Source organism: Acinetobacter sp. PW68, assembly GCF_020982655.1.
Classification (GTDB): Bacteria; Pseudomonadota; Gammaproteobacteria; order Pseudomonadales; family Moraxellaceae; genus Acinetobacter; species Acinetobacter towneri_A.
Map to the genome: position 1 here is coordinate 1730020 of NZ_JAHZSX010000001.1, position 15281 is coordinate 1745300.

The following is a 15281-nucleotide window of genomic DNA, read 5'->3' on the forward strand; positions in this document are numbered from 1 at the left end:
ATAAGCAATAAAACGCAAACAGCCAAGCAAAAGCTTGGCTGTTTCAGCATAAAGTCTAGGCTTTGCGATTTGTCATCGCAGCCCGTATCGTTTTGGCTTATTCTGTCACTTGAATATTCAGACCTGCCAAACCTGCAAGCTCAGTAAAGGTTGGGAAACTTGTCGCTACTGTTTCTGTACCGACAATTTTAATTTCTCCAGAAGTACGCAAGCCTGCCATAGAAAAACTCATGGCAATACGGTGATCGTGATGTGATTCAATCTCGCCACCTGTGAATATCGCGGACCAGTCACCTGCTTTGCCTTTACCCTGAATGATGATGCCATCGTCAGTGGGTGTGCAGTCAATACCCATGGTTTTTAAACCATCTGCCATCACTTGAATACGGTCTGATTCTTTCACGCGTAATTCTGCAGCACCTGTCAGTACAGTTTGACCTTCAGCACAAGCTGCAGCTATGAACAATGCAGGAAATTCATCAATCGCCAATGGCACTTGATCTTCAGGAACATGAATCCCTTTTAAAGTACGTGAACCACGAATACGAATATCTGCAATTGGTTCACCGCCTGCAATACGTTCATTTTCAACGCTCAGGTCTGCACCCATTTGTTTCAGAATTTCAATCACCCCTGTACGAGTTGGGTTAATGCCCACCGCTTCTAAGGTTACATCTGAATTTTCTGTAATGGCTGCACCCACCATAAAGAACGCCGCAGATGAAATATCAGAAGGTACTTGAATATCTGTACCCACCAATTTACCGCCACCTTGCAATGAAATACGGTTGCCTTCAGTTTTCACTTCATAACCAAATGCACGTAACATACGTTCGGTATGGTCACGCGTTGGTTCAGGCTCAGTCACTGAGGTTTCACCTTCTGCCCAAAGTCCTGCCAATAAAATACCCGATTTCACTTGTGCAGATGCCATTGGCAAATCATAGTGAATGCCTTTTAACGCTTGCGCACCTGTAATAGATACCGGCGGTGTGCCACGTTCACCCGTTGTTTGAATTTGTGCCCCCATTTCACGCAATGGTTTAGCAATACGCTCCATTGGACGCTTGGTCAGTGACGCATCACCTGTCATAACAGAATCAAACTGCTGTGCAGACAACATGCCTGCCAACAAACGCATAGATGTGCCTGAGTTACCCATATAAATTGGGCCTGCAGGTGCTTTTAAACCTTGCATACCTACGCCATGAATGATGACTTCACCATTTTTAGGGCCTTCAATGCTCACACCCATATCACGGAATGCCTGTAAAGTCGCCAATGCATCTTCACCTTCAAGGAAACCTGTCACATGCGTAGTGCCTTCGGCAATTGCACCAAACATAATGGAACGATGTGACACAGATTTGTCACCTGGTACGGTAAATTTACCTTGGAAAGTCTTAGCACCCGGCAAAATCGTAAATTGTTGTGTCACGTGATTGTTCTCCATAAAAGGTTTCTTGGCGAGCATATGATTAAAATGCTGTCGTGCCGCTTGTGCATGTCCAAGCAAGCCCATTAAAGCATGCGAGTCTTCTTGTTCAATCAGTTGGCGAATAATCGTGAGTTGACTTTCAAAACCATCCACCGCTTTTAACAATGCAGTTTTATTGGCAAAGAAAATGTCATGCCACATTTGTGGATCGCTTGCTGCAATACGTGAGAAGTCACGAAAGCCCCCGGCAGCATAGCGGAAAATGTCTAAATTATCTTCACGATTTGCCAATTGTTCGACCAAATTAAAGGCCATTAAATGTGGAAGATGACTGGTATATGCCAATACCTCATCATGTTTTTCCACATCCATGCAAATTACTTCGGCTTTGGCGCTTTCCCACATTTGAATCAGTTTATTGACTGCCCACGGCGCACTGCTTGGTAATGGTGTCAAAATGACTTTGTGGTTGGCAAATAAATCGACCTTGCCTGCATGCACGCCCGTATTTTCTGCCCCAGCAATCGGATGCCCGGGTACAAAACCTGCAGGTAAATGTTCACCAAATACCGCTTTGGCTGCAGCCACGACACTGCCTTTGGTACTGCCTACATCAGTCAGAATTACTTTGTCTGCCAAATGGGGCTGAATTAATCGCAAGACTTTTTCTGTGGCTTGCACAGGTAGGGCCAACACCACTAAATCTGCGCCTTGTACCGCATCAATAGGATTGTTAAAGCCTTGTTCAATTAATCCTAATTCCAAAGCATCTTGCAGCGTTTTTTCAGAACGGGTCGATGCCACAATACGCCGACTTAAATTTTCTGCCAGCATTACACGTGCCAAACTCGAGCCAATGAGCCCGAGTCCGATAAATGCAACTTTTTCAAACAATGGTTGCGCCATGTTTTATGCCTTTGCTTCCTTGCCCAATACTTTGGCTAACGCACAGAGAAACTTCGCATTTTCTGCTTCTGTACCAATTGAAACACGTAAATGGGTTGTAATACCCACAGGACGTACAATCACACCTTCTTTCAATAAAGCATTAAAGGTTTGACCCGGATCGGCTTCCACATCTACCAAAATAAAGTTAGCACGTGAAGGCACATAATTCAGACCTAATGCTTTAAAGCCTGCTTCCAATTGTGCCATGCCTGCTTTGTTAGCAATACGTGATTTTTCGATAAAATCTTCATCTTTTAATGCCGCAACCGCAGCCACCATTGCCAAGTGATTGACGTTAAAGGGTTGACGAATACGGTTTAAATAACCAGTCACTTCAGCTGAAGCCAAAGCAAAACCAACGCGCAATGCCGCCAAACCATAACACTTAGATAAAGTACGACTCACGATTAAGTTTGGATATTGCTCAAGAAATTTGAGGCTGTTGAAGTTTTCTGGAAAATATTCCACATAAGCTTCATCTAATACCACAATCACCCGTGCAGGCACTTTTTGCATAAAGGCTTCAAATTCAGCCTCTTCAAACCATGTACCTGTTGGGTTATTTGGGTTAGCAATAAAAATTAACTTGGTGTTGTCTTGAATTGCTGCCGCCATAGCATCCAAGTCATGTGAAAAACCTTTGGCAGGTACTTCAATGGCTTGTGCATTAATGGCTTGTGTTAGCAAAGCATATACTGCAAAGGCGTGCTGGCTATACAACACAGAATCTTGATCTGAAACGAAAGTACGCGCAAACATTTCTAGCAAATCATTTGAACCATTGCCCAAAGTAATGCGATCATGCGCGAAGCCAAATTGTTTGTGAATTTGGTCTTTTAGAATAAAACCACCACCATCTGGATAACGACTAATTTCAGCAATTTCAGCAGCAACGGCTTCTTTGACTTTGTCTGAACAGCCCAATGGGTTTTCATTTGAAGCAAGTTTGACGATATCTGAAATGCCCAACTCACGCTCAAGCTCACTGATTGGTTTACCTGGTTGATAAGGCTTTAACTTCGAGATGCCTTCATTGGCTGGGACAAACGACATTTTACACTTCCAGTTGACTAGGTGATAAAGGTGGTGCGCATGATAAACATGCACACCACTGAATTAATATTGTTATAACACAGCAGCAGGATAAGAGCCCAAGACACGAACTTCTTTCACTAATGGACGGATTTCTTCAATCGCTGCACGAACATTGTCTTGCTCGACATGCCCTTCAAGGTCAATGAAGAATACATAGGCCCATTTTTCTGGCAAAGCAGGACGCGTTTCAATACTGGTCAAGCTAATATTGTGCTTCGCAAATGGTACAAGAATTTCGAGCAGCGCCCCTGCACGGTCATGTGCAGATACCAACAATGAAGTTTTGTCGTTGCCACTTGGTGGAACCTTCTCACGGCCAATCACCAAGAAACGTGTGGTGTTTTCTGGGTTATCTTCAATATTGCTATGTAAAATTTCGAGTTCGTAAATATTGGCCGCTATTTCAGAGGCAATTGCAGCAGAATGCCATTCATTACGAATACGGCGTGCTGCTTCTGCGTTTGAGGTGAGTGCTACACGTTCCACCCCAGGATAATGCACATCTAACCATTTACGGCATTGTGCCAAAGTTTGCTGATGCGCATAAATTTGTTTAATGCTGTCTTTACGGGTGTTTTCAGACACAAGAAATTGGTGATGAATACGCAACTCCACTTCACCAATGACATTTAATGACGATGATTTAAAACAATCTAAAGTATGGTTCACCACACCTTCAGACGAGTTTTCGACAGGCACTAAACCATAGTGAGCGCTACCTGCTTCCACTTCACGAAATACTTCATCAATAGTAGGCAAAGGACGTACAATCGCATCATGACCAAAATGTTTAAGCACTGCGGAATGTGTATAAGTACCAATTGGCCCTAAAAAAGCAATACTTTGTGGCGCTTCAAGTGCCAAACATGCCGACATAATTTCACGAAATAAACGTGCCATGGTCACATCGGATAACGGTCCTTCGTTGCGTTCCATAACATTACGTAAAACTTGAGCTTCACGTTCAGGACGGTAAAACAACGGGCTCTCTTCTGATGCAAATTTTGCTTTCGCCACCGCTTCAGCAAGTTGTGCTCGGCGGTTAATCAGCTGCTGAATCTGTTGATCTACAGAGTCAATATCTTCGCGGATTTTAGCGAGATCAAGAGAAGTCGTTGTGTTCTGATCGTCTTGGATCATTGTTATGTCGCCCTTCAAAAACATTTTGCAAATAGTATAACAATAGTTAGCTTTCAAATGTTGCGCAATACAACTTTCAGTGTTTCAGATGCAAAAACATACAGTTGAGCAAAGCATCCTCAATCTATACATTTAAGCTGTAACTTTGCACAACGTACCTCTTAAAACTGTGCAACTCTACATTTCTTTTTTTGTCTCTCATTCTAAGCGGTGTAATTTTTTTAAGTGTAATTCTCAATCAGCGCATTATTTTTAACTCTGATGAAATCATAAAAAAGAGCCAGCACGGGGCTGACTCTGATGATCGTTGATCTTTATTCAATCAGACTTTGAAGCATTGTTTTAACGCCCCAATAAACCACGCGCGACAATTTCTTTCATAATTTCATTTGTTCCGCCGTAAATCCGCTGGATTCGTGCATCGACAAAGAAACGAGAAATTGGATATTCCGTCATATAGCCATAACCGCCAAACAGTTGTAGCATTTGATCGGCAACTTTCATTTGCATATCGGTTGCAAAACTTTTTAGAGCGGCTGCAGTTTCTACGTCCAGTTTGCCCTGCATATACAATTCGACGTTTTGATTATAAAAAGCAGCAGTTGCCAATTCATCAATTTTCGCCTGTGCCAATACAAAACGGGTATTCTGGAACTGACCAATCGCTTGTCCGAACGCCTGACGCTCTTGCACATATTGCGTAGTCACATCAATTGAACCACGAATAGCACCCAATGCCGTGGCAGCAATTGCAGTACGCTCACGCGGCAATTCCTGCATTAAATAGGCAAAACCATACCCTGCCTGTCCCAACAATTGATTTTTCGGCACTTTGACATTGTCAAAGAATAGCTCTGAGGTATCTTGTGAATGCAAACCAATTTTTTCCAAATTGGTGCCTTTTTTAAAGCCTTCCAAATGAGTATCGACCAACATGAGCGACACACCTTTGGCACGTGCTTGCGGATCTGTTTTTACTGCCAATACCACCAAATCTGCATGCTGACCATTAGAAATAAAGGTTTTAGAGCCATTCAGTACATAATGATCATCTTGCAAAATTGCATTGGTCCGCATAGCTTGCAAGTCTGAACCCGCGCCTGGCTCGGTCATGCCAATTGCACCGACCACTTCACCCGACACCATTTTAGGCAGCCAGTATTGTTTTTGTTCTTCTGTACCAATATGCAAAATGTACGGTGCAGCGATTTCAGAGTGACAGGAAATACCTGTAGAAAGTGCGCTATAACCTGCACGTGCCGATTCTTCGACCAACATTAAAGAATAATGCGTTGGAACACCATAACCGCCATATTCTTCAGGCACATCAATACATAAAAAACCATTTTCACCTAACAGATTCCACACACTGCGCGGCATGATACCCTCACGTTCCCACGCAGCATAATGCGGTGCAATATGCTCCTGCATAAAACGTCTAAAGTTATCTCTAAATAATTCTAAATCAGCATCATAAGCCAGCATATCCAATCCTTTATTTTTCAATTGTTGTATTCAACAGTATCCATGCTATGCATTTTTATTCAGGCTGTCATGTGTTATCCCTACAGATTGTCTTACTTTACAGTCAAACTTTAGTCTTCATTTCAGAAGTGCAAACGCAACTTGGGCAGCTTGTATAAACTGAAGCTCTGAATAGTGCTGCAAACTGTTGCCGAAGTTTATACACTAGTTAAATTAAAATTGATGTCGTGTGAACTCACTTATGCCAAATACAAACCCCAATAAAAGAAATATTTATAAAGATGCAGAACATCCATTTGCACAATTTATCCGTATTATTGGCAAAGGCAAAACAGGCGCACGTTCACTGACCTATGATGAAGCCTATCAAGCTTTTTCTATGATTTTGCGCAATGAAGTCTTGGACGTTCAATTAGGCGCTTTTTTAATGCTGCTGCGTGTGAAGGAAGAATCTGTAGAGGAGTTGGCAGGTTTTGTGCAAGCCACCCGTGATCAACTGCAATTTAAACCGCTTCAGGTCGATTTAGACTGGTCATCTTATGCAGGTAAACGCAGACATTACCCGTGGTTTTTATTGGCAGCGCTGACTTTAGCAAAACATAACTATAAAGTGGTGATGCATGGTGCTTCTGGGCATACCATCAACCGTTTATATACCGAACAAGCACTGCAATATTTAGATTATCCAATTTGCCAAAATGACCTAGACGTTGAACAGCAATTGGCACAGCGTAATTTTGCTTACTTACCATTGGATGTTATTTCACCGATTTTGAGTGAGTTGATTAATTTACGCAATGTGATGGGTTTACGTTCACCCATTCATACCCTTGCCCGTTTAATCAACCCTTTTAATGCCAAAGCCACCATGCAGGCGATTTTTCATCCTGCTTACCGCAGTTCACATCAACAAGCGGCATTTCAGCTAGGTTATCAAAACAGTGCGGTCATTAAAGGTGAAGGTGGTGAATTTGAACGCAATCCAGATGCCAGAACTTTAATTTGTGGTATTAAGAATGGTACCTTATATGAGCACGAACTACCTAAATTGACCGATAGCCGCAGCCCTGTAGAAGAAGAACTAGATTTGGCTGTTTTGAAAGCGGTGTGGTTAGGTCAGCAACCGCATGAATATGGTGAAATTGCAGTGACTGAAACCATGGGCATTGCTTTATACACCATGGGCGTTTGTGACGATTATGATGCAGCAATGCAAACCGCACAGCAGCTTTGGCAAAATCGCCATCACTAAAACCCAAAACTTTGCTAAAAATACGGCAATAAAAAAGACACCTTCAGAGGTGTCTTTTTGCGCTTTCAATTCTAAATTAAAAGTTACATGGCGTGATTTAAACAAAACGAATAGGTTTAAATTCCTCATGCTTGTGATGATCGTCATCACATTGCTCGCCTTCTTCTTTAGTGCCACGGTCAATATAGCCACTGCGCTCGGTTTCAGGCAGGTTTTTCATTTCCCATGCATATACCGCTTGCATGCAAATTTCACGTTGCTCCTTGGTCAAAGCAACGCCATTTGGCCATTTACCAATTTCAACTGCCGTTTTTAAACGTCCAACAATTTCAGGATCGAGTACGGCAAGCATTTGTTCAATATTCATCATTCATCCTGCTGTTGCATTGATTCAAAATCTTGATTCCATCCTAACTTGGTACGACATGCCATATAAAAGTCATAACCAGGTGGATGTAATAAATTCAATTTATAAGGATGTTTGCGGATATGCAAACTATCTCCAACATTTAATGAAACACTATGTTGACCATCGGGACTGACCATTGGTAACACACGGTTTTCACGAATCTGGATTTTAATTTCACTGTGTCCGCCTACCACAATTGGACGCGAAGACAACGTATGTGGATGCATAGGCACCAACGCAATTGCATCCATGCTTGGATGTACAATTGGCCCACCACCCGACAAAGCATAAGCGGTTGAACCTGTAGGGGTTGAAACAATTAGACCATCACTATGCTGACGGTAGACATACTGCCCATCAATGTTCAGCTCAAAGTCAATCATGTGCACAGACTTGCCCGAATGCAGCACCACATCATTTAAAGCAATCGCTTCATAAATGATTTCGCCTTTAGAGCGCACTTCCATTTCCAGTAAAAAACGACGGTCTGACTGGAAATGCCCCTGTAACACCTGATCTAATTTAAAAATAACTTCAGTCGGTTTAATATCGGTTAAAAAGCCTAAACGTCCACGGTTCACACCAATTACAGGGGTATTGTATTTAACCAAAGCGCGCGCTGCATGCAGCAAGGAACCATCACCACCCACTACAATCACTAAATCGACCACTTCACCTAGTAAAGCACGGCTAACCGTTTGGGTATTGTTATAAGGTACAAGTTGAGCAGTGTCAGAATCAAAAACGGGATGCAAACCCAATCCTAAAATATGGTCGTGAATCAGACATAATGTTTCTACGACAGAATATTTGTCCGGACGCCCAATCAGTCCAATGTTCCGAAAGTTCTTATGTGAAATTTGCACCTGCGATATCGCTCCGCTACGATTCGACACTTATCATAGCACTAACCTAGTTGATTTAAAAAAACTTTAAAACTACATTTCTGCTCAATTTTATGATGATATTTTCGCTTCAGTCACAGATTAATTATTGCAAATTCAGCAAAAGCTTCGCATGATTAGCAAAATTTATAAGGATCTTATCGCGATTTATGAAGTCTGAGCGTGGCATAGGCATAATTGCTTTACTATTTTGCATCATCGTTATTGGCGGGTTTATTGCATTTAGTATCTACTTGATTCGTCTAGATAATATTGTTAGAGACAAGTTTGAAGGACAGCGTTGGGATATTCCAGCCAAGGTTTTTGCACGCCCATTAGAAGTGTATAGCAACGCACCTGTTAGCCAGACTGACTTTACTCAGGAACTGAAACTGCTTGGCTACAAAAATACAGATAATTATGCTAAATCAGGCAGTTATGTTAGCGATGGCAATACTTTATTTGTACATACTCGTGGTTTTGACTTTGGCGACAGTGTCGAACCTGAACAGGTTTTAAAAGTCAGTTTTGCCAATAATCAAATTAGTGAAGTGAGTGCCACCAAACCTTCTAATACGGGTATCGCACGTTTAGAACCCATGTTAATTGGCGGGATTTATCCGCAGCACAATGAAGATCGAGTACTGATTAAACTGAATAAAGTACCTAAACCATTGATTGAGGCCCTCATCGCTACCGAAGATCGCAATTTCTATCAACACTACGGCGTTTCAATTCGTGGTACTGCACGTGCAATTGTCAGCAACGTCACTGGTGGCAAACGTCAGGGCGGTTCCACTCTTACCCAGCAATTGGTAAAAAATTTTTATTTGAGTCCAGAACGCACTTTAAAGCGTAAAGCCAATGAAGCGCTCATGGCGATGCTGATTGAGCTACATTACAACAAAGATGAAATTTTAGAAGCTTATTTAAATGAAGTAAATTTAGGACAAAACGGTAACTACTCTATTAACGGTTATGGTTTGGCTTCACAGTTTTATTTTGGTATGCCATTGCGTGAACTCAACATTGCACAGCAAGCTTTTTTAGTGGGTTTGGTACAAGGCCCATCATTATATAATCCTTGGCGCAACCCAGAAGCTGCCAAGAAACGCCGTGATATTGTGCTAAACAATATGTTGGTGATGGGGTATTTAAACCAAGAACAATATGAAAAAGAAACTGCACGCCCTTTAAATGTCATTACAAAACCTTCCCTCGGCCCTGCCCGCTTCCCCGACTTTTTAGATATAGTCCGCCGTCAATTGCGTACTGAATATCAAGAAGGAGATTTGACCAATCAGGGTTTGCGTATCTTCACCACGCTTGATCCTATTGCGCAAACCAACGTACAAAATGCCTTTAAAGCATCAGTTGAGCGTTTAAGCAAAGCCAATCCAAAACGCTTAAAAGATTTACAGGGTGCGGTGCTAATTTCTCACCCTGAAAATGGCGAGTTAGTGGCAGCGGTGGGTTCTACACAAGATTTTACAGGATTTAACCGTGCCTTGGATGCCAAGCGTCAAGTTGGCTCGCTGCTGAAACCGATTATTTATTTAAGTGCAATTGAGTCTGGTCGTTATAATTGGGCAAGCCCTGTAGAAGATAGTCAGATTAGCATCCCGATTGATGGTAAATCATGGACACCACGTAATTACAGTGGCAGTGATCACGGGATTGTGCCTATGTCGCAAGCCTTATCTCAGTCTTATAACTTATCTGCAGTTCGTTTAGGACAAGAGTTTGGACTATCGACCTTCCGTAATCACCTCATTAAATTTGGTGTCCCAAGTGATGCAATTCCGCCGTATCCGTCTATTTTCTTGGGTGCAGTAGATTTATCGCCTATGCAGGTGATGGATATTTATGGCAACTTTGCCACTGGTGGTTTTAAATATCCGACCAAAGCGATTCGTACGGTGGTCGATGCCAATGGACGTTTACTTGACCGTTATGGTTTAACTGTACAACAAACCATTGATCCTTCTGCCGCCTATATTTTGAATTATGGTTTACAGCAAGTCATGAATTCTGGTACAGGTCGTGCGGCATATAATAGCCTATCGAAAGATTTGAAATTGGCAGGTAAATCTGGTACCACCAATGATACCCGTGATTCATGGTTTGCAGGCTATTCAGGCAATTATTTAACCGTTGTATGGCTCGGTTTGGATGATAACAAAGTCACAGGCTTAACAGGCTCATCTGGTGCTTTGCCCGTGTGGAGCAATGTAATGCAGCAATTGCGCCAAAAACCTGTCAACTTACGTCAGACTGAACAAATTCAATGGCATTGGATTGATCGCAGTACGGGACATTTATCTGCGCAAGGCTGTGAAGGCGCGATGTACATTCCTATAAATCGTAATAATGTACCGCGTCAGGCAACCGCATGTGGTTTTTCACACTATCAAGTTGAACCCGTTTACCAACCCGATACCGAAACTCAGCAAGCAGCTCCTGAGACCAATGATAGTATCGAAAATTATATCCGTGAAACAGAACCTGTAACGGATGACAATACCGATGGTCGTGTCATCTCAAGCGGCAGTTATATCAATTAAACTTGAGGATATCGGTCAGTTAGGCTTATGAAATTATCTCTTTTAAGGCAAGTTTTTTTCACCACGTTTGTAGTAGGGACGATGGCAACGATTGTAGCTTGCCAGAGTTTACCTGAAACGCCCGCACCTCAGCCTGCGCCTGAGAAACCTCAAACTGTAACTACAGCAGAAGGTGTGGTTATTCGTCCTTATGAACGTGAAGAAATTAAGCGTCAATCGTTGCAAGTGGTGGTGCCACAACAAAGCGTACAACAAAAATTAGAAGATGGCCGTAGTTTGCCTGCTTTTCAAAAGTTGATGCAGCAAACCCAGACCGCGTATAAAAAAGGCCAATTCAATCAGGCCGAAACCGCGGCTCTGCAAGCGCAGCGACTTGCCCCGCAAGCGGCTGAGACCTATTTATATTTGGCTTTAGTTGCCAATCAAAAGAAACAACCTGCCAATGCCGAAGCTTTGGCACGCCGCGGTTTGACTTATGCGCAAAGCGCTGCCATGAAACGTCAATTGTGGTTAGTCATTCAAAAAGCAGCACAGCAACAAAATAATGCTAAAAGCCTTGCGCAGGCTCAACAGGCTTTAAAAAATTTGTAATGGCAGTGATTTAATCAACTGAAAAATCGCTGAGTGTGAGCACATCAGCGATTTTTTTATTAGTACAAACTAGAAAAAATCAAATAAAACGTATGCCTGCAATGCCATAGGCATGATGCTGCTCTGCCGTAGAGAAATCATCCTGAGTTAAGCCACCTAAAGCAAATACAGGAATATCGACAAATTCAGCAATCTGCTGGAATTTTTCCCATCCTAAAGGTGTGGCATCATCATGCGTGGTGGTTGCTAAAACAGGACTGAGTAAAATTGCTTCACAACCAATTTGCTGTGCATGTTGTGCCGAAACAATATCATGACACGCTGCAATATATCGCTGCCCGACTTTTAAATCGCCCTTTTGTAATTGCATCAGTTGCGATTGTTTCAAATGAATTGCTGCAATAGCATGATGCTGAATCGTATTTAATTGCTTCCACAATTCCAAATTGACAATCACTTGCCCCAGTTGCTCAATGCCATACTCCGACAATTCGACCTTGCATGCAGGGTTTGGCTCAACCCGCCAATACAGTAGCTTTTGCTTAGGCAAATTTGTCAATTGTTTTAAATCATCACTGACTTTAATTGTCTGTTGCCACGCTAGTCGTTGCACAATTGCACGATTGGCGTTCGGAAAATTCAGCTCTAAAAGTTGCGGGCGGCTAAACCACATCCAAGGCACTTGAATATCTTTTAATAACGCCGCGGGTACAGCAGCCTGAAAAATATGGAGATTGACAATCACATCATCATATTCATGGCAAATAATATCAAAGGCATGCCAGTGCTGAATCCCAATACCCACTTCTTCGAACACTTCACGGCGGCAGGCATCTACAGGGGTTTCACCTGCTTCTACTTTTCCACCTGGAAATTCGTGCTTATTGCCCTGATGTTGTTTGGCTTCGCGCCACCCCACTAACACTTTGTTTTGATGAAATAACAACGCAATTGCCACATGAATATTTGGCTTAGACATGAACCCGATTCCTTTTTTTGCAATGTACGTTTCACTGCAAATTGTAGACTTTTATAAATTCAACAATAATCCGTTGACAGGATTATATGATAATGATTATCATTTAAAACAATTCTTACACACCACGGAGTAACAAAAATGAACGCCCCATTTAACCTATTTTCACGTCATTCAGACACTCAGCATGCCCTACCTATGTTACATTCAAATAACTTGTTTGCGCTAGGACGCGAAATTCGTATTTTGCATGCAGGTGAAGAATATCGTTTACGCTTAACCCGTAACAATCGTCTTATTCTCACAAAATAATTAAAACAATCAACACAATAACAAACGTGGAAACAGCAGTATGAATCAGCGCATACTGCTTTTAAGTGCTGACTTGTTCAATTTTAACTTGCTTCCCAAAACTAAGCATAGTTACAGTTGTGCTTTAGGCAACAAAATGCGCACTTTTAATCCACCTTGTTCAGCACGTAAAAATTCAATTTTTCCTGCATGCAACTCTATAATTTTCTTACAAATCGACAATCCTAAACCAGAACCTTGAGTTTTGCTGCCCAAAGCACGGTAAAAACGTTCGCCCAAACGTGCCAACACTTCATCAGTCACCGCTTGACCATTGTCGGCGATGCAAATTTCCTGCATCAATTCATGCGGTTTTGCTTCAATCCAAATACTTCCTTGAGGTGCTGCATAACGCACGGCATTGTCAATTAAGTTACGCAGGCAGCTAAATAGCAATTCAGGATTGCCTTGCACTTGTATCTGTTGAATATCTGACTGAATCTGAATGGCTTTTTCCTGAATAAATGGTGTCAGGCTTTGTAAAACTTCCTGTACCAAGTCTGCTATAGATACCGCACTTTTTTTTAATGATGCAGCATCGGTCGGGTCTAAACGTGCCAATAACAGCAAGTTTTCCAATACCTGTGTACCACGGCTGACATCACGCTGAATTTGCTCTAAATCTTGTGCCAACTCAGGTTGTTGGTGGTATTTACGTTTTAACACCTGTAAACGCAATTGAATGGCAGATAAAGGAGAGCGTAATTCATGCGAGGCATCTGCAGTAAATCGCTGTTCTGCAATTAAAGATTGCTCTACCCGCCCCAACAATTTATTCAATTGCTGCAGCATCGGTTGCAGTTCTTTCAATTCAGGTTGCGTGGGGATAATTGGCGTCAAATCATGTTGATTTTTTTCTGCAATTTGTTGGGAGAGTTGCTGAATCCGATTAAATTGACGACCAATCATAAAATGCAAAATGGCCCATTGCAGTAACCACAACAGCAATAAAATAGCGGCATAACCTAAACTGGTTGCAGCAGTTTCCTTGAAGCGATATTTAAGCGGCTGCGCGACAATCACATGCAAGCCATCTTCCTCTGCCACATAGCTGCGCCAAATTTGCCCGTCTTGCCAGTGAAATGAAAAACCATGCTCAGATGCCACAGCAAGCTGAGGCAAGTGAAGCTGAGAAATGTCATGTTCATCTTCAGAGGTAGTCAGAATCAGATCATCTAAACCCAATTGATAAGCAATATGAAATTGCTCACTCAACTCATCGACCTGATTGCCTGCATGGTCACGCAAGTCTGCTCGCAGCAACATATCGGCTATTTCATCCATAATGTCGTCATGCACACGCATGGTCTGATAACTGGCAACCGCCAATAATAAAATCAGCGCGAACCCACCCGCCAAGACCGAGCTTAAAACGGAGCTTTTAACCAGTTTGGACTGTAAAGAAATAACCTGTTTAGACATGCGGAGATCAAACTGAATTAGTTATTTTGCTGCATACGATAGCCTAAACCTCGTATGGTTTTAATACGGCTACTGCCAATTTTTTTGCGTAATTGATAAATAAATACTTCAATCGCATTACTTTCAATTTCATCGCCCCATGCATATAAAGACTCTTCGAGCTGTTCACGAGTCACCACATGCTGTGGGTTTTGCATCAGTTTATGTAAAATCTGGAATTCCTTAGCTGTTAAATTGACCTGTTGATCATCCACTTTCACTTGTTTACTTTGCGTGTCTAAAACCAAGTTGGCAAATTCAAGCTGCTTTGTCGGAAGACTTTGCGCATTGCGTAATTGACTGCGTACCCGCGCTGATAGTTCTTCAAGGCTAAACGGTTTGACCAAATAATCATTGGCGCCTAAATCAAGTCCCTGTACTCGATCTTGAATACTATCGCGCGCAGTAATAAAAATAACAGGTGTGTCCTGTTGCTGCTGTCGTAATGCGTGCAGAATTTCATCACCACTATTTCTAGGCAACCCACGGTCTAACAACACACAATCATAATGATGCTGCTGAATGGTTAAAATGGCATGATCGCCACACTCAACCCAATCAACATTATAGCCATCCATTTCCAGCCAAGTTTTTATGCTTTCTGCTTGAGATACATCGTCTTCAGCCAAGAGTATGCGCATATCATTCTCTGTTATTTATGCTTCAAAATTTTATGATTTGAAAATA

Annotated in this window: 13 protein-coding genes; 4 read left to right on the forward strand and 9 right to left on the reverse strand. The window is 42.1% G+C overall.

Annotation, left to right across the window (positions count from 1 at the left end; translation table 11 throughout):
• Positions 1-97 precede the first annotated feature (97 nt).
• The 4 genes from K1T76_RS08290 to K1T76_RS08305 all read right to left on the reverse strand — a co-directional run bounded on the left by K1T76_RS08290 (position 98) and on the right by K1T76_RS08305 (position 6106).
• Positions 98-2344: a bifunctional prephenate dehydrogenase/3-phosphoshikimate 1-carboxyvinyltransferase gene (locus tag K1T76_RS08290; RefSeq protein WP_230245126.1), complete on the reverse strand. Its 2247-nt coding sequence runs from the start codon at positions 2342-2344 to the stop codon at positions 98-100.
• 3 nt (positions 2345-2347) lie between these two features.
• Positions 2348-3439 carry a histidinol-phosphate transaminase gene (hisC, locus tag K1T76_RS08295; protein ID WP_230245127.1) on the reverse strand — a complete coding sequence of 364 codons (1092 nt, stop codon included), beginning with the start codon at positions 3437-3439 and terminating at the stop codon, positions 2348-2350.
• A 72-nt stretch (positions 3440-3511) separates the two neighbouring features.
• Complete coding sequence (gene pheA / locus K1T76_RS08300; RefSeq protein ID WP_230245128.1) at positions 3512-4621, reverse strand: prephenate dehydratase; 1110 nt, start codon at positions 4619-4621, stop codon at positions 3512-3514.
• Positions 4622-4963: 342 nt separating this feature from the next.
• Positions 4964-6106, reverse strand: a complete 1143-nt coding sequence (locus K1T76_RS08305) for an acyl-CoA dehydrogenase family protein (protein ID WP_230245129.1) — start codon at positions 6104-6106, stop codon at positions 4964-4966.
• A 241-nt stretch (positions 6107-6347) separates the two neighbouring features.
• Between K1T76_RS08305 and K1T76_RS08310 the strand changes: the two genes are divergently transcribed.
• Positions 6348-7358, forward strand: coding sequence for a glycosyl transferase family protein (locus K1T76_RS08310; protein ID WP_230245130.1), 1011 nt, complete (start codon positions 6348-6350; stop codon positions 7356-7358).
• A 97-nt stretch (positions 7359-7455) separates the two neighbouring features.
• Here K1T76_RS08310 and K1T76_RS08315 read toward each other — a convergent pair whose 3' ends face one another.
• Positions 7456-7725, reverse strand: a complete 270-nt coding sequence (locus K1T76_RS08315; RefSeq protein ID WP_168417984.1) for a YeaC family protein — start codon at positions 7723-7725, stop codon at positions 7456-7458.
• Positions 7725-8642: an NAD(+) kinase gene (locus K1T76_RS08320; RefSeq protein ID WP_230245641.1), complete on the reverse strand. Its 918-nt coding sequence runs from the start codon at positions 8640-8642 to the stop codon at positions 7725-7727. The genes K1T76_RS08315 and K1T76_RS08320 overlap by 1 nt, the downstream gene beginning before the upstream one ends.
• A gap of 179 nt (positions 8643-8821) precedes the next feature.
• On the opposite strand from K1T76_RS08320, the gene mrcB reads away from it, so the two are divergent.
• Together mrcB and K1T76_RS08330 are read left to right on the forward strand one after the other, a co-directional pair.
• Complete coding sequence (gene mrcB, locus K1T76_RS08325) at positions 8822-11215, forward strand: penicillin-binding protein 1B (RefSeq protein ID WP_230245131.1); 2394 nt, start codon at positions 8822-8824, stop codon at positions 11213-11215.
• An 81-nt stretch (positions 11216-11296) separates the two neighbouring features.
• Entirely contained in the window at positions 11297-11806 is a 510-nt protein-coding gene (locus K1T76_RS08330; RefSeq protein WP_230245132.1) for a tetratricopeptide repeat protein, read from the forward strand.
• Positions 11807-11885: 79 nt separating this feature from the next.
• On the opposite strand, the gene K1T76_RS08335 is transcribed toward K1T76_RS08330, so the two are convergent.
• Complete coding sequence (locus K1T76_RS08335; protein ID WP_230245133.1) at positions 11886-12785, reverse strand: NUDIX domain-containing protein; 900 nt, start codon at positions 12783-12785, stop codon at positions 11886-11888.
• A gap of 138 nt (positions 12786-12923) precedes the next feature.
• Between K1T76_RS08335 and hemP the strand changes: the two genes are divergently transcribed.
• Positions 12924-13094, forward strand: coding sequence for a hemin uptake protein HemP (gene hemP, locus K1T76_RS08340; RefSeq protein WP_004972965.1), 171 nt, complete (start codon positions 12924-12926; stop codon positions 13092-13094).
• A gap of 111 nt (positions 13095-13205) precedes the next feature.
• On the opposite strand, the gene K1T76_RS08345 is transcribed toward hemP, so the two are convergent.
• Together K1T76_RS08345 and K1T76_RS08350 are read right to left on the reverse strand one after the other, a co-directional pair.
• Positions 13206-14555 (reverse strand): sensor histidine kinase, encoded by a 1350-nt coding sequence (locus K1T76_RS08345; protein ID WP_230245134.1) that lies wholly within the window; start codon positions 14553-14555, stop codon positions 13206-13208.
• Between the two features lie 17 nt (positions 14556-14572).
• Entirely contained in the window at positions 14573-15235 is a 663-nt protein-coding gene (locus K1T76_RS08350; protein WP_230245135.1) for a response regulator transcription factor, read from the reverse strand.
• Positions 15236-15281: the final 46 nt, after the last annotated feature.

Bases quoted from the DNA above. Each gene is read 5' to 3' on its own strand.
- K1T76_RS08290 (WP_230245126.1), bottom strand. From the start codon at position 2,344: ATGGCGCAACCATTGTTTGAAAAAGTTGCATTTATCGGACTCGGGCTC.
- hisC (WP_230245127.1), bottom strand. From the start codon at position 3,439: ATGTCGTTTGTCCCAGCCAATGAAGGCATCTCGAAGTTAAAGCCTTAT.
- pheA (WP_230245128.1), bottom strand. From the start codon at position 4,621: ATGATCCAAGACGATCAGAACACAACGACTTCTCTTGATCTCGCTAAA.
- K1T76_RS08305 (WP_230245129.1), bottom strand. From the start codon at position 6,106: ATGCTGGCTTATGATGCTGATTTAGAATTATTTAGAGATAACTTTAGA.
- K1T76_RS08310 (WP_230245130.1), top strand. From the start codon at position 6,348: ATGCCAAATACAAACCCCAATAAAAGAAATATTTATAAAGATGCAGAA.
- K1T76_RS08315 (WP_168417984.1), bottom strand. From the start codon at position 7,725: ATGAATATTGAACAAATGCTTGCCGTACTCGATCCTGAAATTGTTGGA.
- mrcB (WP_230245131.1), top strand. From the start codon at position 8,822: ATGAAGTCTGAGCGTGGCATAGGCATAATTGCTTTACTATTTTGCATC.
- K1T76_RS08330 (WP_230245132.1), top strand. From the start codon at position 11,297: ATGGCAACGATTGTAGCTTGCCAGAGTTTACCTGAAACGCCCGCACCT.
- K1T76_RS08335 (WP_230245133.1), bottom strand. From the start codon at position 12,785: ATGTCTAAGCCAAATATTCATGTGGCAATTGCGTTGTTATTTCATCAA.
- hemP (WP_004972965.1), top strand. From the start codon at position 12,924: ATGAACGCCCCATTTAACCTATTTTCACGTCATTCAGACACTCAGCAT.
- K1T76_RS08345 (WP_230245134.1), bottom strand. From the start codon at position 14,555: ATGTCTAAACAGGTTATTTCTTTACAGTCCAAACTGGTTAAAAGCTCC.
- K1T76_RS08350 (WP_230245135.1), bottom strand. From the start codon at position 15,235: ATGCGCATACTCTTGGCTGAAGACGATGTATCTCAAGCAGAAAGCATA.